The sequence below is a fragment of the Amycolatopsis sp. WAC 01416 genome, from assembly GCF_003947485.1.
In the GTDB taxonomy this organism is placed as follows: domain Bacteria; phylum Actinomycetota; class Actinomycetes; order Mycobacteriales; family Pseudonocardiaceae; genus Amycolatopsis.
Map to the genome: position 1 here is coordinate 298726 of NZ_QHHX01000002.1, position 22660 is coordinate 321385.

Consider the following 22660-nt stretch of genomic DNA (forward strand, 5'->3'; position numbering starts at 1 on the left):
TTCTCTCTCGCACCGTAGCGGGTTCGACCCGGCGCGGGCACGACCTGCCTGCTCACGTCTAGGATCAGAGACGACGCTGTCGCGGGGATTTCGGGAGGTACCAGTGTCGGAAGAGCCGCGCCGTCCTCGGCACGCAGCGCCGGACGACGCCACGCCGGATCGTGAGGCGGAGTCCGCCTCCTGGACGCCGCCGGCGCCGGTCCGCTGGGAAACGCCCGAACCGTCCATTTCCGGCAGGCTCGATCTCAACGAGCCTCCGCGGCCGAAGCAGCAGCCCGAGCCGGAGAAGGACGCCGAGCGCACGATCTATCACGCGCCGGTCCAGCGTCCGCAGACCCCGCCGCGCGGCCAGCACCGGCCGATCCCCGGCGCCGAGGATCCGACGCGTCCGCCGGGTGACATGGCCCCGGTGAGCCCGCAGACCCAGGTCGTCCGCCCGGCGTGGCAGGCGCCCGCCGACGCGCCGCAGCCGACCAGCGTGCTCTCCTCGCCGACGCCGGAGACGCAGAGCATCATGCCGCCGACGCCGCGCGTCGACAACGGTCCGGGACCGCTGCCGGACCCGGGTACGGAAAGCGTCCTCCCCGAACGGTCCAGCGAAAGCAGGGGAACCGGCACCGGCACCGGATCGGGCAGCCGGGGCACCGGAACCGGCACGGGAACGGGCACGGGTTCGTTCCCCGGCACCGCGCGCCGGACGTCGTCCCGCACCTCGCGTCGCGGCCGTCTCGGCGCCGGGCTCGTCGACGTCCCGCAGGTGCCGTATCGCGACCCGGCGTCCGCGGTCCTCGAGAACCCGATGGTGTCGGAGGAGAAACGCTTCTGCGGCAACTGCAGTGCCAAGGTCGGCCGCGGCAAGGACGGTGAACCCGGTTCACCAGAGGGCAACTGCGAGAAGTGCGGCAATCCGTTCTCCTTCGTCCCGAAGCTGCGGCCGAACGAGATCGTCGGCGGCCAGTACGAGGTGCTCGGCGCGCTCGCGTACGGCGGGCTCGGCTGGATCTACCTCGCGCAGGACCACAACGTCAGCGACCGCTGGGTGGTGCTCAAGGGCCTCATCGACACCGGTGACGCCACCGCGATGGCGGCCGCCGCGAACGAGCAGCGGTTCCTCGCCGAGGTCGAGCACCCCAACATCGTCAAGATCCACAACTTCGTGCAGCATCCGGACGGCGACACCGGCAACTCGGTCGGTTACATCGTCATGGAGTACGTCGGCGGCCAGTCGCTGAGGCAGCTCGCGCTCGCGCACCACCGCGAGACGAAGCGCCCGGAGCCGTTGCCGATCGGCCAGGTGATCGCCTACGGGCTGGAGATCCTGCCCGCCATGGGCTACCTGCACAGCCAGAACCTCCTGTACTGCGACCTCAAGCCCGACAACGTCATCCAGACGCACGAGCAGCTCAAGCTGATCGACCTCGGCGCGGTCCGCCGCGTCGACGACTACGAGAGCCCGCTGTTCTTCACCACCGGCTACAGCGCGCCCGAACTGGCGACCCATGGCGCTTCGGTGGCATCGGACCTGTACACGGTCGGCCGCACGCTCGCCGTCCTCAGCTTCGAATTCTCGGGCTACACCAGCAAGTACAAGACGACCTTGCCCGGTCCGGACGTCGTCCCGTTGTTCGCGCTCTTCGGTTCGTACTACCGCTTCCTGAAGCGCGCCACGCATTCCGACCCGGACCGCCGGTTCATCGCGGCCGAGGAGATGGCCGACCAGCTGACCGGTGTGCTCCGCGAGATCATGGCGCTGGGCACGGGGAAACCGCGCCCCGGTGCTTCGACCGTATTCGGCCCGGAGACCCGCACGTTCGGCGTCGACATGGTCGTTCCGGAGCACGGCGGGAGCGTGCCGCTGCCGGATCCGGGCGAGGTGGTCTCGGGTCTGCCGATCCCGCAGGTCGACACGGACGACCCGGCGGCGGGCGTGCTCGCGTCGACCGTCGCCCTCGATCCCAAGGGCGCGATCGAATCGCTGGCCGGGGCACCGCGTGAGTCGATCGAGGTCCGGTTGCGCATCGTCCGGGCCCGCATCGAGCTCGGTGAGCTGGTCGAGGCGCAGCGGCAGTTGCAGGCCGCGCAGTACCTCGCGATCAAGGCGGGTTTCCCGCACGACTGGCGGATCGACTGGTACCGCGGCCTGATCGAGCTCGCCGGCGGACGGTCCCGCGTCGCGCACGTCGCGTTCGAAGCGGTGTACGACGACCTTCCGGGCGAGATCGCGCCGAAGCTGGCCTTGGCCGTCAGCGCGGAAGGGGTCGGTGACTACTTCGGCGCCGCGCGCTACTACGAGCTGGTGTGGCGAACGGACCGGTCGTACGTCAGCGCCGCCTTCGGGCTCGCTCGCGTGTACCTCGCGCAGGGCGCCAGGGCCAGCGCGATCGAGGTGCTCGAGGCCGTCCCCGCGTCCTCGTCGCACTACGTCGCCGCGCAGGTGGCCGCGATCAAGATCAAGACCAGGATCAACGGCGGCGGCAAGGACCCGGTGATGGTGTCCGAGCGGGATCTCGTCGACGCCTCGACGCGACTGGAGCGTTTGCAGCTCGACGCCGAACGCCGCACGCGTTTGTCGGCGGAGGTCCTCGAAGCGGCGCACGGCTGGCTCAACTCACAGAACCAGCCGACGCCGGGCGCGAAGGTGCTGGGCTGCGCGCTGGACGAACGAGACCTGCGGTTCGGGCTCGAGCGTTGCTACCGGACGTTGGCGCGGCTGGCCGGAACGGTCGACCAGCGTGTCGAACTCGTCGACAAGGCCAACGCCATCCGCCCCCGCACCCTCACCTAGCACGCAGACGAAACGCAACCAAGGCTCACAACCGAACCTTCGCAACCCAAGGCTCGCAACCGAACGGTCTCCCAAAGGGCGCCCCGCGCCCGACGGAGACTTCACCGTCGAGCGCCCTCTTTTGGCCGAAGGCCACGAAAACTCGATGGAGGGGCGCCTTCATCCACAACTTGAGGTGGATACGACACGACGCCCCTGCAGCGAGTTTTCGTCAGCGCTCGACAGATATCAGGGGTTGATGTCCCACTCGCGGGCGCGCTGGGCCTTCTCGTGCGCGGCGGCGAGCTTTTGCAGCGCCTCGGGATCCCCGTGGGTGCTGAAGTGCTCGAACTCGACCCGGACGAACAACGCCCGCGCGCGCACGGCGACAGGGCCGTCTTCGGCGTCGAGCCGTCCGTCGGCGCTCACGTAGATCTTCCGGCCGGCGACGCCGTCCAGTTTCGTGGCGATGTACAGGGTCGAACCGACCGGGACCGGACGGAGGAAGTCCGTCTCCAGTTTCCCGGTGACGGCGGGGCGGCGCAGCAGGTTGCCGACGGTCGCGCCGAGCGCCTCGTCGAAGGCGCAGGCCAGCAGGCCGCCATGGGCGAGGCCGGGCGCACCCTGGTGGGCGGAGGTGACGGTGAACTTCGAGTACACCGTCGTCCCTTCGCCCACCGTCGAATGCAGGTGGAGCCCGGCCTCGATCTCGTCGCCGCACCCGAAGCATTCACCGTAGTGAATGCCGAGGTGGCTGCCCTGCTTCGGGGCTTCCGGGTGGACGGTCGCCGGTTCGACTTCGACCGGCGGCCACGGCTGCGAGATACGGCTCATGGACAGACGTTAACTCGCGGGTAGCTGGGAGGGATCGCCGGGAGTGACCGTTTCCGGCTTCCGGCGCCGCGCGATCCGCGAGTTCACGATGCCGCGCAGCGAGACCCCTGCGGTTTCCGGCAGCAGCAGGATCGGGATGGCCGCGATCGCCGCCGCGCCCATCAAGTAGTACGCCGGCCACAGGTTGTCGCCCGTATTGGTCACCAGGCTGCCGATGATGTACGACGCCGTGCCACCGAACGCCGCGGTGGAAACGCTGTAGCCGATGGAGAAACCGCTGTAGCGCTCCTGCGTCGGGAACATCGCCGGCAGCGTCGCCGCGAGCACGGCGAGGATCAGCACCAGCGGCACCGCGATCATCACCAGGCCGAGCATGAGCTGCCAGGCGTTCTGGTCGTCCGCGGCCGCGCCCATCAAGGAGAACGCCGGGATCGGCAACACCAGGAAGCTCGCGCAACACGTGATCAGGATGGGTTTTCGCCCGATGCGGTCGGACAACATGCCGACCGGCACGATCAGGATCAGCATCAACCCGATGGTCGCCAGGATGATCAGCAACGGCGTGTGCCCGCTGAACCCGACCACGTCCTTGAGGTAGGTCTCCAGATACGTGATCACGATGTAGTCGGCGACGTTCAGCATCACCACGATGCCGATCAGGTGCAGGATCGACGTCCAGTGCTTCTTGAGCAGCGCCCTCAGCGGCGACTTCTCGACCTGGTTCTTCTTCTCGATCTCCTGGAACAGCGGGGTGTCCTCCAGCTTGTTCCGCAGGTAGAGACCGACGATGCCGAGCGGGCCGGCGATCAGGAACGGCAGGCGCCAGCCCCATTCGCGCATGGCTTCGTCGCCGAGGACGACGGTGAAGATCGTGACGAACCCGGCGCCCATCGCGAAGCCGACGAGCGTGCCGAACTCGAGCCAGCTGCCCCAGAAACCCCGGCGCCGGGCGGGCGCGTACTCCGCGATGAACGTCGCCGCGCCACCGTACTCACCGCCCGCCGAGAAGCCTTGGATGGTGCGCAACAGGATCAGCAGGACCGCCGCGGCCGGGCCGATCGTCGCGTAGGACGGCAACAGGCCGATGATGAACGTCGACCCGGACATCAGGATGATCGTCAGCGCGAGGACCTTCTGGCGCCCGATCTTGTCCCCCAGCGGACCGAACACGAAGCTGCCGAACGGTCGCACGACGAAGGTGATCGCGAGGACCGCGAAGGTCGCCAGCGCGCCTTCGGAAGTGCTCGAAGCATTGAAGAAGACTTGCCCCAGGATGGCGGGCATGAAGCCGAATACACCGAAGTCGTACCACTCGATGCAGTTACCCATCGCCGCTCCGGCGACGGCCTTTCTGATCTGTTCAGGTGGGGCCTCCGCCGGTTCCCCTTTTTCCTGATGTGACGCGCTCAGCGCCTCTTCGGCCATGGGTTTGACCTCCCGACCCACCCGTTTACTTACCCATCGTCGAGGGTTTGTTCCCTCGACCGTAGGTGTTCAAACGTGCTGATTCAGCGCTTTGGATCGGTCGTGCGAGGGTCGTTCCCCCGAAACGGTGATGAACCACCAGGTGAAGCCGGGGTCGGAGAATTTCCGATTACTTTGGGTCACAACTCGGAAATCGGACGTTCCGGGCAGGAGATCAGCGGGTCGTGACCGCGGTCGGTGGCTCGCTCGGTTCCTTCGTCGGTGTCGGCCCACGAGGAGGGACGGCCGTCGTCGTGCGACCGGGCTGCGAGGACTTGGGGGTCGTGCGCGTCTGATCCTGCTTCGGGGGCGTCACCGGAGCGGACGACGGCTCCCCGGGAGTGACCGCCGGCCGAGGAGTCGCTTCGGAAGGCGCCGGTGAGACGGGCGCCGGGGCGATGGTCGACAGGCCGGGGCCCGCGGGCTGGACCGGCGCGGACCCCTCACCGCCGCGGCCACCGACGGCGATCGCGCCGAACACGATCACCGCGACCGTCGCCAGCGAACTGCCCGCCACGGCCAGCCGTTTGCGTCGTCGCCGGATCCGGCCACCCTTCTCGATGATGTCCGCCGCCCGGATACCCAGCGGGGGACCGCTCGCCCCGTGCGTAAGCACGCCCTTGATGTCCTCGTCCATCTCCTCACCTCCCATCGTCGTGCGCTCCGCTCAAGGCCAGTTCACTGAAATGCGGCCCGAGCCGCTTGCGCAGGGTCGCCAGACCCCGCGCGCTCTGACTCTTCACGTTCCCGGTGCTGCAGCCCAGCGTCGCGGCCGTCTCTTCGACGCTGAGATCTTCGAAATACCGCAGTACGAGTACGGCCCGCTGCTTCGGGGCGATGCCGGACAGGGCATGCCTGACCAGCAGCTCCTGCTCCGTGCCGCCCGCCTCGCCCGCGACGTCGGGGAGGTCGCCGGTGAGCTTCTCTCGTTTGCGCCAGACCCGCCGATGCTCGGAGAGGAACGTCCGCAGCACGATCTTGCGCGCGTAGCCGTCGAGCGCGTCGTGCCGGGAGAGCCTCGGCCAAGCCAGGTACAGCTTCAGCAGCGCGGCCTGGGTGATGTCCTCGGCCTGGTGCCAGTCCCCGCACAGGAGGTACGCCGTGGCACGCAGGCTGTGCGCGCGCTCGTCGAAGTACCGGGCGAACTCGCCGTCCCACGGCGAGCCCGTCCCGGTCTTCGACGAGCGGCTCGGCGACACCTAGTTACCGGCTCCTTCGGTGACGGCGGGGAGGTTCAGGTCGCCGGTCGGCCCGGCGGGAACGGCCTTGGGCACGCGGTGCTCGCCCGGCTTCACGACGGCGGCGCTGGTCTTCGGCGGGGCCGCCTCCGGACGCGCCGGGGCGGTGGTGGCCCGGGTCGGCTCGCCCGGTGCCGCGGTGGGCGCGTTGGTCGGCTGGGGCGCCTGGGTGGCCGTCGGCGACGGGGCGCTCTGATCGGCCGACGCGAGCGACGTGGTCGCGAAGGCGGCGCCGCCCGCCAGCAGCAGCGCGCCGAGGGAAAGAGCGATACGAGTACGCAAGAGAGTCTCCTCGATCCGGGCGCCGCTCATTGGCCGCGGCGCCTCACGTCGTTAGACATGCGTCCCGCCTCCGCACCGGTTGCATCGAGTTTTCGGAAGTTTCCAGTCAGCGCACGGCAACCAACACGAACGGCCGGAGACCGTGGAGGTCTCCGGCCGCCCGGTTCCAAGGAAGTACTTCAGCTCGCGAGAGCGGACAGCTTGGACCATTCGGCCCAGTCGTAGGTCCAGTCGCTGTAGTCGCGCGCCCGGTTGATCTTCACCGTGCTGCCCTCGATCTCGACGGGGTCCCCGACCAGCGCGCCGTCCATGTACGCCTTGGCGTTCGCCGGCGCCAGGTTCACGCAGCCGTGCGAGATGTTCTTCTTGCCCTGCGCCCAGATCGACGGCGCGTAGCCGTGGATGAATTCGCCGTTGGTCGAAAAGCGCACCGCGGACGGCACGACGATGTTCTCGTAGTTGTAGCGCTCGTTGGTCATCGAGTACGTGTCGTGCTTGGACATCACCACGTGCGTGCCGCTCGGCGTGACGCGGCCCGGGTCGGCGTCGAGGCCGTAGCTGGCCGCGTAGTCCGCGATCTGCTGGCCGTCACGGATCACCACGAGCCGGTGGGTCTGGGTGTTGCCCTTGACGATCTGCGAGCGGCCGATCGTGAAGCTCGCCGAGCGGTCTTCCTTGCCGTACACGCCTTCGCCGATTTTGACGCCGTAGATCTTGGCATTGAACTTCACCGTGGTGCCGGGCTGCCAGTAGGCCTTCGGCCGCCAGTGCACCGAGGTGTCGTCGTGGACCCACGCCCAGGACCCCTCGGTCTTCGGCGTGGTCTCGACCGAGAGCGCCTTCTCGACCGAGGCCTTGTCGGTGACCTTGCTCGGGAACGTCAGCGTGATCGGCATGGCGACGCCGTAGGTCTGGCCGTCGAAGACGTTGATGTTCGCGCCCACCTGCTTGCGCGGCTTGACCGTGGTGAACGCTCCGCCGATCTCGACGGGCTTGCCGTCGGTGCCGGTGGCCTTGCCGGACCACGTGTACGCCTTGCCGTAGCCGAGCTGTTCGGTGGTGGACCAGCTCTTCTTGTCCTCGGACGGCTGACCCGCGACCTGCTTGCCCTCGGGATTGGTCAGGACGACCTGGTCGAGGGTGCCGTCGGCGACGCTGACCTTGATGGGCTGACCCGGCGCGACGTCCTGCGCGCCCGCGGCGGGTTCGTACGTGAGTTCGGCGGGCGCGGGCGCCTTCCCGCCGGTGTCGCTGCTGACCGGCCCGCCGCCGGCCGGCCCGCTGGCCGAGACGGTCGGCTCGCTGCTGCACGCCCCCAGCGTCAGAACGGCCACCAACCCCAGTGCCGCGAACGCCGCTTGGCGGCGCGCGGTTTTCGTGAACCTCAAAGCTTCCCCTTTGCTCCCCTGTACACCGACCATGACGTCCGGACCGCCCGATAAGTTGATCCGATCGAGAGTGATGCGAGTCACAATCGGGTGGATCGTCGTTCACGATCGGGGCATGGCCGACTTCGGTCCGTGTCCGGCGAAGACGGGAGGTCGGCGTGCGGCGACAGGGTAGCGAGGGGGTCCGACAGAAGACGGATCCGTATACGACGTTCCGGTGACCTTGGTACTCGGGGGTGCCCAGAGTCCGATCACGGGCTTCAAATATGGCCAGATCCCGGTACTCTTCCCTCAGGCCGTCGTTTTGCGTGTTCGTGGCTTCACACTCGCGGAACTTCTGACGCGAGCCATGAGCCGGTGACGCGCTTATCGCTCGACTCGTTGGAACCGCCCGGGACGGTCTGGGTGTCGCTTCGGAGGCACTCGAAGCGGATGTGCAACGAGGAGTAAAGCGGTGGCGCAAGGCACTGTGAAGTGGTTCAACGCGGAGAAGGGCTTCGGCTTCATCGCGCAGGATGGCGGCGAGGGCGACGTCTTCGTTCACTACTCGGAAATCGAGGGTCGCGGCTTCCGCACGCTCGAGGAGAACCAGCGAGTGGAGTTCGAGGTCGGTCAGGGCCAGAAGGGCCCGCAGGCCCAGAAGGTCCGCGCGATCTGAGTCCGCCCTTCAGGCGTTGCTCAGACTGATCAAAAAGCCCCCGGCGATCTCGCCGGGGGCTTTTTCTTGCCTTGAAGGCTACTTCCGGTGTGCTGTTCCGTTCCGGGGCGGTGGGATCAGCGGGGGACCGGCTGTTCCCAAGCGTTGGCGTCGAAGCGGAATTCGTCGGTGTGGGCTTCCTCGTGGCGGCGCTGCTGGGCCGAGTTGGCCTGCGACTCCCACGAGAGGCGCTCGAGGATCCATTCCTGCGCCAGCGCCTGCGGCGACAGGTTGCGCTCGGCGGCGGCGTCCTTGAGCTGTTCGCAGGCGATGAGGTTCATCCGCAGCTGGAACACCTGCGCTTCGCCGAAGCGCTTGCCGGTGCCGGTGCTCTCCGGGTCGTTCTCTGGCGCGAGGGCACGAAGGTAGCTGGTCAGCTCCGTGTCTTCGACGACCGCGTCTGCCTCCTTGGTGGCGGAGTTGCGGTGACGACCCGGGTTGACCGGCTTCAAGTTCGTACGGCTGCCGCTACGACGGCTCAGGGAAGGAAGGGGCACCGGGCCACGATAACGGTTCGGTCTCGGCAAACCAGCCACAGTGAGCCACGACACACCCCTTTCTTTTCCCCGAACGGCCCAACACGCACAAGACAAACCACGCCAATGATCACCAACAGCGATCAACAACTTTGAACGAGAACCCTCCACGTCACCTGAGATGGGGCACGCAGCCGGACCGAGTCCGGGGCCGCCAACCTCCGCCGAACGGACCCTGGGGGTCTGGGGGGTGGCCCCCCAGAACACGGAGCGACCCCCGCGCCAGGGGGAGGAACGCGGGGGTCGGAGGGGATCTCCACAGGCGCTGACCGGGGGTGTGTCAGCAAATCGATTGTTGCACGGTTTGCTGAGAAGGGCGAGTGGGCGCGGGCAGAATTCCGGTCGGGGCGCCACCTGTGGTTCGTCTGTGGTTCATGTGGCGCGGGTGTGCGCGTGATCGCTCTGCGTTGTGCGGAGCGTGGCGACAGGTTCACTCTCCGGGGGGCTGTGTGTCGCGGCCGGCTCTGGTTAGCCTCGCGGCCAAGCTGTTCGTTGGCCGTCTGGAGGAACCATGGGTGGGTCTGTGGAAGTTCGACAGTTCCTCCTTCGGTACGAAGGTGCCGATGGGGGAAGCTCTACGACGTTGGCCGGTGGTCTGCCGGCGCAGCGCACGGGTCAGGGGGATGCCCAGCGGGTGTCCGACGACCAGGTGCGGCGTGCCCGGTTGGCCGTGGCCAATGGCGCGCTGGGTGTCGATGACTGTGTCCAGTTGCTGGACATGCTGGGGTTGACGCTGGATGAGGACGGGCAGGCGCCCGTTCAGCGCTGAAGTCGTCCGTGAGGGCCCGGTCGTGTGGTGCGTGCGCCACGCGGCCGGGCTTTCGTTCGTCTTGGCGAGCCGCGCGCTAGTTGTGTAACACTGTTACCAATCAACTGGCGGGAAGGTGTGGCGACATGGCCGACGAAGCGGCGATCGCGGTGGCCCGGGAGATCCGGGGCGCGGTGCAGGTACTGGGCGGAAAATTCATGACCTCACCGGAGCTCGCCGAGGTCGAGACCGAAGTGGGGTTGTCGCCGCGGACGCTGTACCTGCGAGGGCGTTCGGCGGTGCTGGGCGACCCGCCGCCGAAGGTGGTCGCGGAGCTGTTCGGCATCTTCCCGCCTTGGCTCTTCGAGTTCGCCCTGCCGCCCGCGATGGCGGCCCTCGACGCGGCCTCCGCGGTCCGTGCCTACTCGCGGTCATCGGCGAACTGGGCGCGCGTCCATCTTTCGGGTGCCGACGATCCCGGCCGCCTGGCCGATCTGCTGTTCCGTCTCGTAGACGCCGCGGACGCGAGCGGTCTCCCGTTGTTCGCCGGCTGGCAACTCGCCGGACGCCCCGAAGACGACGTCGAGCGTCTGGCGTTCGCGCTCATGGTGTTCCGCGAGTTCCGCGGCGGTATCCACTTCGCGGCCCTTCGTGCCGTGGGCCTGACGGTGCCCGAGGCCGTCGTCGCGGATCCGGAAGGCGGGCGTGGCCGTCTCCTGCGCACCGCGTGGTCCGAGGAGGCCGCGGACGCGCTGATCGCCACGGCGGAGGCCAAGGGCGATCTGTGGCAGCGGTGGCGGCGCGCCGAGCAGCTGACCGACGAGCGCGTGGCCGAACTCCTCGCCGTCACTCTCGCGGACGACGAGCGGGACGAGCTTCGGCGGCGTCTCGGCGCCCTGCGGGACGCTTCGGCCCTGATATCCTGAACTCGCCGCGTTCTCGCAGGTCCCAGCCCTGTGAACAACTAGGGGACCCCCTGTGCGGAAGCGGAAACGGGGGTGTCCTATAGTTATGTTCGCTCCCGGGGACACCGGAGAGCGCGGGTCGGTCGGTTCGCCGAAACCGAACCGGGCTCCCATCGTCCAGCGGCCTAGGACTCCGCCCTTTCAAGGCGGCAACGCGGGTTCGAATCCCGTTGGGAGTACGCAGTACAGTTAAAAGAAGACAGTTACAACGCAGTACGCAAGGCCCTGTGGCGCAGTTGGTTAGCGCGTCGCCCTGTCACGGCGAAGGTCGCGGGTTCGAGTCCCGTCAGGGTCGCAAGATCGTTCGGCTCCTTGCCGGCGTTCCCGGCCAGGTAGCTCAGTTGGTACGAGCGTCCGCCTGAAAAGCGGAAGGTCGCCGGTTCGACCCCGGCCCTGGCCACCGCTCGCAGAACCGCCCCGACTCAGGTCAGGGCGGTTTTTTCATGCCTAGGGTCGATCTTGTGTCTGTCGCACTGCTGACCGTCTTTGGCCGCCGCTTGTCGCACGTGGGTTGCGCGGCGGGAGGCCCACTTTCCTCTCGGATCGAAACGCTCGGTGCCTCTGCTGTGGCCTGGCGCCTCCTCGACTGTCGTGAGTGGTAAGTGTCGTTAGAACGACGACACTTACCACTCACGACGTCCATGCCTGGGGCCGAAATCGATCCCGCACACAGCAACGCGCGGTGGCGTCCGATGTCGCAGGAGCATCGGGCGCCACCGCGCGTTGCGCGGCTTGGCGTTCTACTTGCCGGTCTGCTGCTTGACCCAGTCGGAGAACGCGGTCACGTCGGTGTAGATGCCCGGCATCTCCGGGCAGCTCGCGGTCTGACCGCGGCTGGTGGCGCCGACCAGCGTCCACTTGTCGCCCGCCTTGACCACGGCAGGGCCGCCCGAGTCGCCGTAGCAGGCGCTCGCCTTGCCGCCCTGGTTGTCCATGCACAGCTCGGTCTGCGCGTCATAGGCACCCGAGCCGGAGCATCCGGAGTCTTCCGCGATCTTGGTGTCGAGCTGCTGGAGCACCACCGGGGCGGAACCGCAGCCGCGAGTGGGACAGGTCAGCCCCCAGCCGATCTCCCGCACGTCCGTACCCGCCGCCGGGGACTGGCCGATTTCGATCGGCGCCGCCTCCGCCGGTTTGGTCAGGTGCACGAGGGCGATGTCGTACGGGCCCGAGCCGTCGTACTTCTCGTGGACCACGAACTTGTCCACCTCGGCGACCTCGCCACCCTTGGTGTGGTCCGTGGTGTTGAGGCGGTACTGCCAGTTGGCGGGCTGCTCACCCTCGACGCAGTGCGCGGCGGTCACCAGCCACTCCGGTGAGATCAGGGACGCGCCGCAGTTGTGGTCGCCGCTCTTGGTCTGCATGGACGCCATGAAGCTGTAGGTCTCGGTCGCGTCCACACCGCCCACGATCAACGGCTGCACGCCCGAGGGCGGTTCGGCGGCGGAAGCCGGCATCGCCGCACCGAGTACGGCGGCGGCTCCGGCCAGCAGACCGGCGACCAGGGAACGAGTCCTCATCTGTTTTCTCCTTCCACACCGGCGTCGGTCACCGGCTACTCGGGAAGGGTGGCCAATCGGCACTCGTTCGTGGAACTGACGAAAGTCGGTGGCCGTTGCCAGTTACCAGTTGGGGTAACGGTTTTCCGCTTCCGTCACCGGACCTTGACCTCCAGTAAGGTGGAGGTGTCAAGCTCGCGACATGACACTCGCACCTGAGCAGGTCGACGAATGGACCGTCGACACCCTCGACCTCGACGCGTACCTCGGCCGGATCGGCCAGGACCGCGCGAAACCCTCCGCCGCCGCGTTGCGTGAGCTGGCGAAGGCGCATGTCCTGGCCGTCCCGTTCGAGAACGTCGACGTCGTTTTGGAGCAGCACAAGGGAATCGCGCTCGAAGACGTGATCGGCAAACTCGTCCGCCGTCAGCGCGGCGGTTACTGCTACGAGCACGGCAGCCTGTTCGCCGCGGCCGCCGAGCAGCTCGGCTACCCCGTGCGCCGCCTGGTCGCGCGCGTGCAGCCGCAGAAGAACGGGCCGTACACGCATATGACGCTCGTGGTCGAAGCGGACGGCGTCGGGCATCTGGTCGACGTCGGTTTCGGCGCCGGGATGCTGGTCCCGATGCCGCTGATCGACGGCGCCGTGGTGGATCAGGCGGGCTGGCCGCACCGGCTCGTCGCCGACGGGGACTGGTGGCGCCTGCAGAAGCTGGAGGGCGGCGACTGGACCGACCTGCACACTTTCACGCTCACGCCGATGCACCGGATCGACTACGAGGTCTACCACCACTACACGTCGACGCACCCACGATCGCCGTTCACCGGGCAGCTGGTGGTCATGCGCCTGGAGGAAGGGCTCAGCCGCAAGCTGGTCGGCGACGAGTTCATCGTCGAACGCCCGGACGGGACCAAGGAGACCACCGAGATCCCGGCCGAGCGACTCGACGCGACACTGCGCGAGCTGGACGTCGTTCTCACCGGGGACGAACTCGCGAAACTGCTGACGATCTACCCGGGTTGAGGCTCAGAGTTCGAATTCCGCGCGCTTGTCCTCGGGGACGAGATCTTCGTACTCGCGGTGCTTCGCGATGAACGAGCGCACGTACGGGCAGTAGGGCAGGACGGACCTGCCCTGCGACCGGACGTCGTCGAGCGCCGCGGTCACGAGTTTGCCCGCCAGACCCTGGCCCGCGAAGTCGTCCAAGATCTCGGTGTGCAGGAACAGGATCGCGTCCGGGCGGGTGCGGGTTTTCAGGAACCCGGCGGGTTTCCCGTCCACGACGATGTCGTAGCGGTCTTCTGCGGCTTTGATCTCGACACTCATTCCAAGGCTCCGAAAAGTTCGTCCGGCGGCGCGGGGCGACCCAGGTGGAAGCCCTGCGCCTGGTCACAGCGCAGCTCACGCAGGACCGCGAGCTGCTCTTCGTCTTCGACGCCTTCGGCGACGACGATCAGGTCGACGGCGTGCGCCATCGCGATGATGCTCTTGACGATCGCGGCCGCGTCGCGTGATTCCGCGATGCCGGTGACGAAGGTGCGGTCGATCTTGAGCGTGTCCAGCGGGAGCCGTTGCAGCTGCGCGAGCGACGAATAGCCGGTGCCGAAATCGTCGATCGCCAGCGAGACACCGAGATCACGCAACGACATCAGCACTTCGGCGGCCGCGGCCTGGTCACGCATCAGCGCGCTCTCGGTGACTTCGAGGGTCAGCGCGTGCGGCGGGAGCCCGGTGGTCTTCAGCGCGTCCTGCACGCCCGCCACCAGATGCGGGTCGTCCAGCTGCCGGGCCGACAGGTTGACCTTGAGGTTCAGATCGATACCGAGCTGTTCACGCCGCCGGGCGATCTCGCGGGTGGTCGTGCGCAGGACGTGTTTGCCGATCAGGTTGATCAGGTCGCTTTCCTCGGCGAGCGGGATGAACTCGGCGGGCGAGATCGTGCCGTGCGCCGGATGTTTCCAGCGCAGCAAGGCTTCCACGGCGACCATCGCACCGGATTCGATGTCCACGACCGGCTGGTACGCCGTCCAGAGTTCCTCGTTCTGCAGGGCGTCGCGCAGGTCCTGCTCCATGCGCAGCCGTCGCTGCATCCGCTCGCGCAGCTCGACGTCGAAGAACTCGTAGCGCGCCCGGCCGAGCGTTTTCGCTTGGTACATCGCGACATCCGCGTCCCGCAGCAGGTCTTCGGCGGTCCGGGTGTCGTCGTTGGCGGCGGTGACGACGCCGATGCTGGCGTCGATGTGCAGCTGCCTGCCGTTGACGGTGATCGGTTCGGTCAGCGCCTCGCGCAGATGCTCGGCCAGTGCCTTGATCTCGTGCGGTTCGGTGATCTCCGCGGTGACGACGACGAATTCGTCGCCGCCGAGCCTGCCGACGAGATCGGTTTCGCCGATTCCCCGGCGCAGCCGTTCGCCCGCGATACGGAGCACCTTGTCGCCGACCGAATGGCCGAGGGAATCGTTGATCACCTTGAACTTGTCGAGATCGATGAACAGCACGGTGGTCAGCTCGGCGCGGCCCGCACCCGAGAGCGCTTCGGCGAGGCTGTCCAGCACCAGCGTCCGGTTCGCGAGTTCGGTGAGCGGATCGTGCGTCGCCTCGTGGGCGAGCCGCTTGCCGATGGCGCGGCGTTCGGTGATGTCGGTGAACGAGGCGACCACCGCCAAGGCCGACGGGTCCTCCGGGGTCAACAGCCGCGAGGTCAGCGAGATCCAGACGTCCACGCCGTCGGGCCGCCGCAGCCGCAGCACGAGACCGGTCAGCGTGGCCCCGGTACGCCGGGTCACCACGGACGGCATCCTGGCGGGCGGGAGGCGGCCTTGTTCGTCGTACAGCTCCAGCGTCACGCACGGCACGCCGATGAGGTCGTCGTGGTCGACGCCGATGATCCGGCACGCCGCGGGGTTGGCCGATTCGATGAGGCCGCCGGGGCCGATCACGACCACGCCTTCGTCGAGTGACGCGACCACCGTGCTGTAGTGCTGCTCGGCGCGCCGCCGGGCCGTTTCGTCTGCGCAGACCAGGACGAACCCGTCGTTCATCTCCGCGGCCGAGATGCGGATGGCCAGTGTCGAGCCATTGCGATGGCGGTGGGTCATCTGCATGACGCCGCCTCTGCGCAGCACCGTTTCCGGATCGAGCGCGGCGCCGACGAGTTCGCTCACCGTGCCGCCGATCGCCTCGCCTGCCGTCCAGCCGTAGACGTTCTCCGCGGCCGGGTTCCAGCTGGTCACCACGCCGGTGCCGCTGGTCGCGATGATCGCGTCGCTGACGTGGCTGATCAGCGCGGCCTGATAGCGAAGCGTCGCTTCGGCGGCCTTCTGCGCGCTGATGTCGCGCATGATGACCTGGAACGCGGGCCTGCCTTCCCAGGTCGTGCGCACCGAAATGCTCTGTACCAGGTATTTCGTGCCGTCGAGACGGAGCATGACGGTGTCCGCGGGAGAAGTCGACGCGCCCTGGCGGTGAAGCGACGCGATCCTGTCCAGGAGGGCGGGCAGCGACTCGTCGGCGACGAAATCCATGATCGGCCGCCCGATCAGCTCGGCGGTCGACGACGCTCCGAGCGCGGTGACGGCGGCGCGGTTGACGTACGTGACAACGCCGGCTTCGTGGACACAGACCGCGTCGGGACTGAGTTCCACCAGAAGCCGGTAACGGTCAGTGAGATCTTCGAGGGCCTGCCGGTTCTCGCGGACGTCGGTCACGTCGGTGGCGATGCCGAGCAGCCCCGTCGAGCCGGTGTCGTCGCCGATGGTGCGGGCGCGCAGGCGGACCCAGCGGACCTCTCCCGCCGGGTTCCGGAACGACTGCTCGAGTTCGAACTCGCGCCAAGCCGGGGAAGTGCGGGTGCCGGAGGTCAGCGGGGCCACCAGATCGGCGAGTCTTGACTCGATCTCTGCTTCGGTGAGGGCGGCTCCACCCAGCAGGTTCTCCAGTCCTGGCAGCCAGGACAGCTTCTCGCGCTGGAAGTCGTACGACCAGATGGCGGCGTGGTCGCCCGCGAGGCCGAGGTCGCCGACCGGCTCGTTTCCGAGCGGCGCGCCCGCCGGACGGCCGGAATTCCCGGCTCCGGGCACGGCGAGGGCATCAGCCTCCATGATCCGTCCGAACCCCCTCTTCCGGTGCTGGCACCGTCGATTACACCACCCGAGGAGGGCGCTGTATACGCGAGCCGAACGTAGGCCGACGCCGATATGCGCGAAAGCGTATGAATACACGCTCTGTGACTGGCATACGCTGGGTTGTTCCATCGGGTGAATAATTTTTGGTTAACTTCACCCATTCGGCGGTGAGTTGCGGTAAAACTACTCTTCGCTCGTTCCCGGTGCGAAAGGTTTCAGCTGGTGGATGACGACGACGTTTCGGTCGCCGACCTGCTCATTCGCGAGGGCTGGGACGACCACGAGGAGTCACGGGCAAAGTCACGCTGGAGAGTGATCGCGGTGGTGATCGCCGTGGTCGTCGCCTGTGGCGCCGCCGCCGTTCTCGTCGGGTTCGACGCGGATCCTGAGCCGACCGCGCAGCCGAACCCGGCCGGCGTGATCGAGATGCCGAAGCGGCCTTCGGACAACGGGGGAGCAGGCGCGACGTCGGCGGCCCCGAGCACCGAGACGGTCGAAACCGGCGAGGGTGGGGCTTCATCCCAGCCCAGCAGGTCGACGTCCAGCCGCCGCACGTCGAGTTCGGCCGCGTCGACGTCCGATTCCCCGGAGCCCACCACGCCCACGTCACCAACGTCGTCGAACGAGCCTGCCGATCCGCCGCGTACGACCGGTTCCACGGTCGTTCCGCAGCCGCCCAACCCGAACCCGCCGCCGCCCTCCACGACACCCACCGAAGAGTGCAACCTGTGGCCGAAGTGGCTTTTCTGCTAGGGCGCTTGCAGTAGATCCGGCTCTCGGCGTTTGCCGAGGTGGTTGAACAGCAGGTTGAGGGTGAAGGCGACGATGGCGGCGACCGTGATCGGGCTGCCGCAGATGATCTGAAGCCACGCCGGGAAGTGCTGGAAGAAGATCGAGTTCCCGAACCGGTTCGTGGAGAACGCGGGCAGCAGCCCGACGCCGAACGACACCGCCACGATGAAGGTGTTGTGGTTACCGGAGAACTCCACCTTCTTCAGGTTCTGCACCCCGACCGCGGCGACCATCGCGAACATGACCACCGCGACCGCGCCGATCACCGGTTCCGGTACCGCCGCGACGAAGGCGCCGACCTTCGGCACCAGTCCCATCAGCACGAGCAGGCCGCCCGCCATCGCGACCACCCACCGGCTGCGCACGCCGGTCATCTGCACGAGGCCGACGTTCTGCGCGAAAGCCGTGTCCGGGAACGAGTTCATCGCGCCGCCGAGGATGGCCGAGAGGCCGTCGGTGGCGAGACCGCGCGCGAGGTCGGAGTCGGTCGCCGGGCGTCCGGTGATCTCGCCGACCGCGACCAGGTCCGCGGTGGATTCGGTGTAGGTCACCAACATCACGACGCACATCGAGAGGACGGCCGCGACCGGGAAGGTCGGCGGGCCGAAGTGAAACGGCGACGCGAGACCGAACCAGTCGGCGTCGGCGATGCCCTTGAAGCTCACCAGACCCATCGGGATGGCCGCGGCAAGGCCGAGCAGCAGCGCCAGCAGCGGGCCGATCTGGCTAACGAACCCGCGCAGGACCCGCGTGAACAGCACGATCACCGCGATCACGCCGAACGCGAGCGCGATGTTGGCGGGCTTCGCGTAGTCCGGCGATCCCGTGTCGTGGCCGGCGATCAGGCCGACGCCGGGGCCGATGAGCGAGATGCCGATGACCATGAGCAGCGTGCCCGAGACCAGCGGCGGGAAGAAGCGGATCATCTTCGCGAACGGCTTCGCGATGAGCAGGCCGAACACGCCCGACGCGAGCATCGCGCCGTAGACGGCCTGCATGCCGTACTGGGACGCGATCATGATCATCGGGTTGACCACGGTGAACGTCGCGCCCGCCACCACCGGCAGCCGGATGCCGAAGATCTTTCCGATCCCGATCGCCTGAATCAGCGTCGCGATCCCCGCCACCAGCAGATCCGCGTTGACCAGCAACGCGATCGTCGCCGCGTCCAGGTTCAGCGCGCTGCCCACGACGAGCGGGACGGCCACCGAGCCCGCGTACATGATCGTCATGTGCTGCAGGCCGAGCAGGGTCAGCTTCGGCAGTGGCGGGCGGGCGTCGACCGGGTGAGTCATGTAACCCCTTCTGACGTGCGGGAACACCAGTGGACTCGTCGCGCATGACCGTAGCGCGTCCGCCGCGTGAGGATCACGTTGCGAAAGGGCGGCCGAAAGGGCCGGAGCCTGTGTTGAATGGACACTGGGTACAACGGAAGGAGCGCCGATGGAGACCGTCCTCGTCGTAGGGGCCGGACAGAGCGGGTTCGGAGTGGCGACCTCGCTGCGGGACAGGGGGTTCGGTGGGCGGGTCGTGCTGATCGGCGACGAACCCGGCCTGCCGTACCAACGACCTCCGCTGTCGAAGGGCTACCTCGCCGGGACGGCGGGTGACGCCCAGCTGCGCTTGCGGCCCGAGGACTTCTTCGCGGAGAAGGACATCGAGCTGATCCCCGGCCGTGTCGCGTCGGTGGATCGCGACGCCGCGAAGGTGGTGCTCGAGGACGGAAGTGCCCACGAGTACGACCATCTCGTCCTCGCGACGGGAGCGGACAACCGCGTTCTCCCGGTGCCCGGGTCCACTTTGGACGGTGTGTTCACCCTGCGCACCAAGGACGACGCCGACGTTTTGCGTACCGCGTTGGAAAGCGCGGCGAACGTGGTCGTGGTCGGGGGCGGGTTCATCGGGCTCGAATTCGCCGCGCACGCCGGGCGGCCCGTGACGATCGTGGAGGCGCAGGACAGGCTGATGGCCCGGGTGGCGACTCCCGAGGTCTCGGCGTATTTCGCCGCGCTGCACGAGGGAGCCGGGCATACGGTCCTGCTCGGCACGGGTGTCGCCGCACTGCACGGTGACGGGCGGGTGGCCGAGGTGGAATTGAGCGACGGCAGCAGGCTGCTCGCCGACCTGGTGCTGGTCGGGGTCGGGGTGGAGCCGCGGACAAGGCTCGCCGAGGAGGCGGGGCTCGCCGTGGCGAACGGCGTCGTCGTCGACGAACACCTGCGCACGAGTGACCCGAAGATCTCGGCGGTGGGGGACTGCGCGAACTTCCCGTGTGTCCAGGCGGGCACGGCGACCCGGCTCGAGTCGGTGCAGAACGCCGTCGACCAGGCACGGGCGGCGGCCTCCGACATCGCCGGCGAATCCGCGCCCTACGACAGCCTGCCGTGGTTCTGGACCGACCAGCTCGGCGCGAAACTGCAGATCGCCGGGCTGCTGACCGGGGCGGACAAGACCGTCGTCACCGGGGATCGGGAGGGCGGGAAGTTCTCGGTGCTGTCGTTCCGGGACGGCGTGCTCGTCGGGGTGGAGTCGGTGAACCGGCCGCCCGACCACATCGCCGCGCGCCGCCTGTTCGCCGCGGATCCGGAACCACGGTTCGAGAAGCTGCAGGCGCACGACTTCGACCTGAAGGCAACCTTTGCGTCAACCCGCGGTTGACGATTAGTCAGGCGTCAACCTAGAGTTGACGGCATGACGAATCCAGTCCGGCTCGACGACCTCATTTCCCACATCAAGCAGCAGCATCGCGACGGCGACGTGCTCGGCCAGCTGTCCGACGCGGTCTTCCTCGGCGAGCACCTCGGCGAAGTGGCCGACCACCTGATCGGCCACTTCGTCGACCAGGCGCGGCGCTCCGGCGCGTCCTGGACCGAAATCGGCAAGAACATGGGGGTGTCCAAACAGGCCGCGCAGAAGCGCTTTGTCGACTCCAGCGGCTCTTCGCTCGAAGACCTGGTGAAGGTGTTCAGCCGCTACACCGACCGCGCACGGCACGTCGTCGTCGCCTCGCGGGACGAAGCCGTCGCGGCGAAGAGCCCGCAGATCGAGCCCGTGCACCTGATCCTGGGCCTGCTCGCCGAACCCGCCGCGCTCGCCGCCGGGGCGATCGTGGCGCAGAAGGTGACGCTCGAAGCCGTGCGCGAGGCCGCGATGGCAAGGCTGCCGGAACCCGCCGACGAACCGGCGGATGCGGCCAAGATGGCGTTCGGCGCGCAGGCCAAGAAGGCGCTGGAACTGACCATGCGGGAGTCGCTGCGGCTCGGGCACAACTACATCGGCACCGAGCACATCCTGCTGGCCCTGTTCGAACTCGGCGACGACCTGCTGACCGGGCTCGGGCTCACGAAGGAGAAGACCGAGGCGCTGATCGTGCGGGCACTGGCGGAGATCGTCGCGGCGCGCGGGGTATGACGCGAATCGCGCTCACCGTCCTGGTGTTCGTCGCCCTTGTCCTGTTGGCCGCGTGATGGCCCTTCGCACACGCGTGTCGTCCGTCTGGACACACGCGTCGTCCGTCCAGTCACCCGTGATGGCCCCTTATCCTCACGGTCGGGGGCCATCACGGGACCCGTCAGGCGGAGGACTCGGGACGGCCGTCGGCCGCCCACGCGGTGTGGAACGAACCCTCGCGGTCGACGCGGCGGTACGTGTGGGCACCGAAGTAATCACGCTGCCCCTGCACCAGCGCGGCGGGGAGCCGCTCCGCGCGCAGACCGTCGTAGTAGGCCAGCGCGGTCGAGAAGCCCGGGGTCGGGATGCCGAGCCGCACCGCCGTGGAGATCACCGAACGCCAGGAGTCCTGGGCGTCCTCGACAGCCTTGCGGAAGCCGCCGGAGGTCAGAAGCGTCGGCAGCGCGGGCTCTTCGGCGTACGCGGCGGTGATGTCGTTCAGGAACTTCGCGCGGATGATGCAGCCGCCGCGCCAGATGGAAGCGACCTTGCCGAGGTCGATGTCCCAGCCGTATTCGGCGCCGCCCGCCTGGATCTGGTTGAAGCCCTGGGCGTACGCCACCACCTTGGACGCGTACAGCGCCTGCTCGACGTCGTCCGCGAAGGTGTCCAAAGCGGACCCTGTCAGCGGAGCGCGCGAGGGACCGCCGAGACCGCGTGAGGCCTCACGCAGGTTCGACGAGCCGGACAGCGAACGCGCGAAGACGGCTTCGGCGATGCCGCTGATCGGCACGCCCAGGTCCAGTCCGATTTGGACGGTCCAGCGCCCGGTGCCCTTCTGCTCGGCCTGATCCGCCACGACGTCGACGAACGGCTTGCCGGAAGTGGCGTCGGTGTGGGCCAGCACCTGCGAGGTGATCTCGATCAGGTACGAGTCCAGCCGTCCCGAGTTCCAGGTGCGGAACACGTCGGCGATCTCGGCGGGGGAGTAACCGCCCGCGCCGCGCAGCAGATCGAACGACTCGGCGATCAACTGCATGTCGGCGTACTCGATGCCGTTGTGCACCATCTTCACGAAATGCCCGGCGCCGTCCGCGCCCACGTGCGTGCAGCACGGCTCGCCGTCGACCTTCGCCGAGATGTCCTCGAACAACGGCCCGAGCGACTGGTACGACTCCTTGGAACCGCCCGGCATGATGCTCGGCCCGTGCAGCGCGCCCTCCTCGCCGCCGGACACTCCGGTGCCGACGAAGTGGATGCCCTTCTCGCGCAGCGCTGCCTCGCGGCGCCGGGTGTCCGCGAAGTGCGCGTTGCCCGCGTCGACGATCACGTCGCCCTTCTCGAGGAGCGGGACGAACTCGTCGATCACGGCGTCCGTGGGCGCACCGGCCTTGACCATGATCACGACCTGACGCGGCCGCTCCAGCGCGTCGACGAACTCCTGCGCCGAATACGCCGGGATGAAGTCGCCTTCGTCGCCGAACTGCTCGACCAGTTCCTTCGTCCGCTGCTCGGAGCGGTTGTGCAGGGCCACCGTGTGCCCGTGCCTCGCCAGGTTCCTGGCCAGGTTGCGGCCCATGACCGCCAGGCCGGTGACCCCGATGCTCGCCTTCTTGCTCATCCGCACCCTTCCGCTTCGATTCCCGTGCCGAGCCTATCCCCGTTGAGGGATACGGCGCCGGGGCGAGAAGGGATCAACCGGGAGTTGTCCACAACCCGACCTGCCTGTGGACAACTCGGCTCTAGGCGGGTGCCGGTGTCTTGAAAGGGTCGTTCAGGACAAAAGTGTCCTGAACGACCCTTTCAAGACATCTGCCGTCGGGATGGGACCGCAGGCTCCGCAACGAGGAGCCGGGGCCGGGAAGGTCGGGCGGCTGTTGCGTCGGGCGGCTGTTGCGAAAGCCACTTTCGCAACCTTCAACGTTGCGAAAGTGGCTT

At 67.9% G+C, this 22660-nt stretch carries 20 protein-coding genes and 3 tRNA genes; 11 read left to right on the forward strand and 12 right to left on the reverse strand.

All coding sequences use genetic code 11. From position 1 onward, the window contains the following. Nucleotides 1-103: 103 nt before the first annotated feature. The gene (locus DL990_RS05660) at nt 104-2785 is read left to right on the forward strand and encodes a tetratricopeptide repeat protein (RefSeq protein WP_125798097.1); all 2682 of its coding nucleotides are present in this window, start codon (nt 104-106) and stop codon (nt 2783-2785) included. 228 nt (nt 2786-3013) lie between these two features. Here DL990_RS05660 and DL990_RS05665 read toward each other — a convergent pair whose 3' ends face one another. The 6 genes from DL990_RS05665 to DL990_RS05690 all read right to left on the reverse strand — a co-directional run bounded on the left by DL990_RS05665 (nt 3014) and on the right by DL990_RS05690 (nt 8003). Then, a complete protein-coding gene (locus tag DL990_RS05665; RefSeq protein ID WP_125787390.1) occupies nt 3014-3598 on the reverse strand; it encodes a PaaI family thioesterase in 585 nt (194 codons plus the stop codon). Nucleotides 3599-3607: 9 nt separating this feature from the next. Continuing rightward, nucleotides 3608-5023 (reverse strand): MFS transporter, encoded by a 1416-nt coding sequence (locus tag DL990_RS05670; RefSeq protein WP_125787391.1) that lies wholly within the window; start codon nt 5021-5023, stop codon nt 3608-3610. A gap of 214 nt (nt 5024-5237) precedes the next feature. Then, nucleotides 5238-5699 (reverse strand): hypothetical protein, encoded by a 462-nt coding sequence (locus DL990_RS05675; RefSeq protein ID WP_233599041.1) that lies wholly within the window; start codon nt 5697-5699, stop codon nt 5238-5240. Between the two features lie 4 nt (nt 5700-5703). After that, a complete protein-coding gene (locus DL990_RS05680; RefSeq protein WP_125787393.1) occupies nt 5704-6261 on the reverse strand; it encodes a SigE family RNA polymerase sigma factor in 558 nt (185 codons plus the stop codon). Then, the gene (locus DL990_RS05685) at nt 6262-6612 is read right to left on the reverse strand and encodes a hypothetical protein (protein ID WP_125787394.1); all 351 of its coding nucleotides are present in this window, start codon (nt 6610-6612) and stop codon (nt 6262-6264) included. Between the two features lie 149 nt (nt 6613-6761). Next, nucleotides 6762-8003 carry an Ig-like domain-containing protein gene (locus tag DL990_RS05690; protein WP_125798098.1) on the reverse strand — a complete coding sequence of 414 codons (1242 nt, stop codon included), beginning with the start codon at nt 8001-8003 and terminating at the stop codon, nt 6762-6764. A gap of 421 nt (nt 8004-8424) precedes the next feature. Between DL990_RS05690 and DL990_RS05695 the strand changes: the two genes are divergently transcribed. Next, nucleotides 8425-8628, forward strand: a complete 204-nt coding sequence (locus DL990_RS05695) for a cold-shock protein (protein ID WP_003097368.1) — start codon at nt 8425-8427, stop codon at nt 8626-8628. 116 nt (nt 8629-8744) lie between these two features. Here the strand turns inward: DL990_RS05695 and DL990_RS05700 are convergent, their stop codons facing one another. Next, nucleotides 8745-9164: a hypothetical protein gene (locus DL990_RS05700; RefSeq protein ID WP_125779723.1), complete on the reverse strand. Its 420-nt coding sequence runs from the start codon at nt 9162-9164 to the stop codon at nt 8745-8747. Nucleotides 9165-9714: 550 nt separating this feature from the next. On the opposite strand from DL990_RS05700, the gene DL990_RS05705 reads away from it, so the two are divergent. The 5 genes from DL990_RS05705 to DL990_RS05725 all read left to right on the forward strand — a co-directional run bounded on the left by DL990_RS05705 (nt 9715) and on the right by DL990_RS05725 (nt 11316). Further along, a complete protein-coding gene (locus DL990_RS05705; protein WP_020633070.1) occupies nt 9715-9972 on the forward strand; it encodes a hypothetical protein in 258 nt (85 codons plus the stop codon). A gap of 125 nt (nt 9973-10097) precedes the next feature. Continuing rightward, a complete protein-coding gene (locus DL990_RS05710; RefSeq protein ID WP_125798099.1) occupies nt 10098-10877 on the forward strand; it encodes a hypothetical protein in 780 nt (259 codons plus the stop codon). Between the two features lie 145 nt (nt 10878-11022). Beyond that, a tRNA-Glu gene (locus tag DL990_RS05715) sits at nt 11023-11095 on the forward strand. A 42-nt stretch (nt 11096-11137) separates the two neighbouring features. Then, a tRNA-Asp gene (locus DL990_RS05720) sits at nt 11138-11211 on the forward strand. A 31-nt stretch (nt 11212-11242) separates the two neighbouring features. Beyond that, nucleotides 11243-11316: transfer RNA gene (locus DL990_RS05725), tRNA-Phe, on the forward strand. A gap of 340 nt (nt 11317-11656) precedes the next feature. Here the strand turns inward: DL990_RS05725 and DL990_RS05730 are convergent. Continuing rightward, on the reverse strand, nt 11657-12436 hold the full coding sequence (locus tag DL990_RS05730) for a trypsin-like serine protease (RefSeq protein ID WP_125779720.1): 780 nt from the start codon (nt 12434-12436) through the stop codon (nt 11657-11659). A 181-nt stretch (nt 12437-12617) separates the two neighbouring features. Here DL990_RS05730 and DL990_RS05735 point away from each other — a divergent pair, with 181 nt between their 5' ends. After that, nucleotides 12618-13439: an arylamine N-acetyltransferase gene (locus tag DL990_RS05735; RefSeq protein WP_125798100.1), complete on the forward strand. Its 822-nt coding sequence runs from the start codon at nt 12618-12620 to the stop codon at nt 13437-13439. Nucleotides 13440-13442: 3 nt separating this feature from the next. Here the strand turns inward: DL990_RS05735 and DL990_RS05740 are convergent, their stop codons facing one another. Both DL990_RS05740 and DL990_RS05745 read right to left on the reverse strand, forming a co-directional pair. Next, nucleotides 13443-13742, reverse strand: coding sequence for a GNAT family N-acetyltransferase (locus tag DL990_RS05740; RefSeq protein WP_125779715.1), 300 nt, complete (start codon nt 13740-13742; stop codon nt 13443-13445). Further along, complete coding sequence (locus tag DL990_RS05745; RefSeq protein ID WP_125798101.1) at nt 13739-16516, reverse strand: EAL domain-containing protein; 2778 nt, start codon at nt 16514-16516, stop codon at nt 13739-13741. Before DL990_RS05745 ends, DL990_RS05740 begins: the two co-directional genes overlap by 4 nt. Before the next feature lie 246 nt (nt 16517-16762). Here DL990_RS05745 and DL990_RS05750 point away from each other — a divergent pair, with 246 nt between their 5' ends. Continuing rightward, nucleotides 16763-17293 (forward strand): serine/threonine protein kinase, encoded by a 531-nt coding sequence (locus DL990_RS05750; RefSeq protein ID WP_125779711.1) that lies wholly within the window; start codon nt 16763-16765, stop codon nt 17291-17293. Here the strand turns inward: DL990_RS05750 and DL990_RS05755 are convergent. Then, nucleotides 17290-18627, reverse strand: coding sequence for a nucleobase:cation symporter-2 family protein (locus tag DL990_RS05755; RefSeq protein ID WP_125798102.1), 1338 nt, complete (start codon nt 18625-18627; stop codon nt 17290-17292). The genes DL990_RS05750 and DL990_RS05755 overlap by 4 nt on opposite strands. Before the next feature lie 148 nt (nt 18628-18775). On the opposite strand from DL990_RS05755, the gene DL990_RS05760 reads away from it, so the two are divergent. Both DL990_RS05760 and DL990_RS05765 read left to right on the forward strand, forming a co-directional pair. Then, entirely contained in the window at nt 18776-19990 is a 1215-nt protein-coding gene (locus DL990_RS05760; protein ID WP_125798103.1) for an NAD(P)/FAD-dependent oxidoreductase, read from the forward strand. A gap of 33 nt (nt 19991-20023) precedes the next feature. Further along, nucleotides 20024-20743, forward strand: coding sequence for a Clp protease N-terminal domain-containing protein (locus tag DL990_RS05765; RefSeq protein ID WP_125798104.1), 720 nt, complete (start codon nt 20024-20026; stop codon nt 20741-20743). 160 nt (nt 20744-20903) lie between these two features. Here DL990_RS05765 and gndA read toward each other — a convergent pair whose 3' ends face one another. Continuing rightward, nucleotides 20904-22343, reverse strand: a complete 1440-nt coding sequence (gene gndA / locus DL990_RS05770; protein WP_125779703.1) for an NADP-dependent phosphogluconate dehydrogenase — start codon at nt 22341-22343, stop codon at nt 20904-20906. Between the last annotated feature and the right edge of the window lie 317 nt (nt 22344-22660).

What these genes read in the sequence shown, in the direction of transcription:
- DL990_RS05665 (WP_125787390.1), bottom strand. Translation starts at nt 3,598, where the DNA reads ATGAGCCGTATCTCGCAGCCGTGGCCGCCGGTCGAAGTCGAACCGGCG.
- DL990_RS05670 (WP_125787391.1), bottom strand. Translation starts at nt 5,023, where the DNA reads ATGGCCGAAGAGGCGCTGAGCGCGTCACATCAGGAAAAAGGGGAACCG.
- DL990_RS05675 (WP_233599041.1), bottom strand. Translation starts at nt 5,699, where the DNA reads ATGGACGAGGACATCAAGGGCGTGCTTACGCACGGGGCGAGCGGTCCC.
- DL990_RS05685 (WP_125787394.1), bottom strand. Translation starts at nt 6,612, where the DNA reads ATGAGCGGCGCCCGGATCGAGGAGACTCTCTTGCGTACTCGTATCGCT.
- DL990_RS05690 (WP_125798098.1), bottom strand. Translation starts at nt 8,003, where the DNA reads ATGGTCGGTGTACAGGGGAGCAAAGGGGAAGCTTTGAGGTTCACGAAA.
- DL990_RS05705 (WP_020633070.1), top strand. Translation starts at nt 9,715, where the DNA reads ATGGGTGGGTCTGTGGAAGTTCGACAGTTCCTCCTTCGGTACGAAGGT.
- DL990_RS05710 (WP_125798099.1), top strand. Translation starts at nt 10,098, where the DNA reads ATGGCCGACGAAGCGGCGATCGCGGTGGCCCGGGAGATCCGGGGCGCG.
- DL990_RS05730 (WP_125779720.1), bottom strand. Translation starts at nt 12,436, where the DNA reads ATGAGGACTCGTTCCCTGGTCGCCGGTCTGCTGGCCGGAGCCGCCGCC.
- DL990_RS05735 (WP_125798100.1), top strand. Translation starts at nt 12,618, where the DNA reads ATGACACTCGCACCTGAGCAGGTCGACGAATGGACCGTCGACACCCTC.
- DL990_RS05740 (WP_125779715.1), bottom strand. Translation starts at nt 13,742, where the DNA reads ATGAGTGTCGAGATCAAAGCCGCAGAAGACCGCTACGACATCGTCGTG.
- DL990_RS05745 (WP_125798101.1), bottom strand. Translation starts at nt 16,516, where the DNA reads ATGGAGGCTGATGCCCTCGCCGTGCCCGGAGCCGGGAATTCCGGCCGT.
- DL990_RS05755 (WP_125798102.1), bottom strand. Translation starts at nt 18,627, where the DNA reads ATGACTCACCCGGTCGACGCCCGCCCGCCACTGCCGAAGCTGACCCTG.
- DL990_RS05760 (WP_125798103.1), top strand. Translation starts at nt 18,776, where the DNA reads ATGGAGACCGTCCTCGTCGTAGGGGCCGGACAGAGCGGGTTCGGAGTG.
- DL990_RS05765 (WP_125798104.1), top strand. Translation starts at nt 20,024, where the DNA reads ATGACGAATCCAGTCCGGCTCGACGACCTCATTTCCCACATCAAGCAG.
- gndA (WP_125779703.1), bottom strand. Translation starts at nt 22,343, where the DNA reads ATGAGCAAGAAGGCGAGCATCGGGGTCACCGGCCTGGCGGTCATGGGC.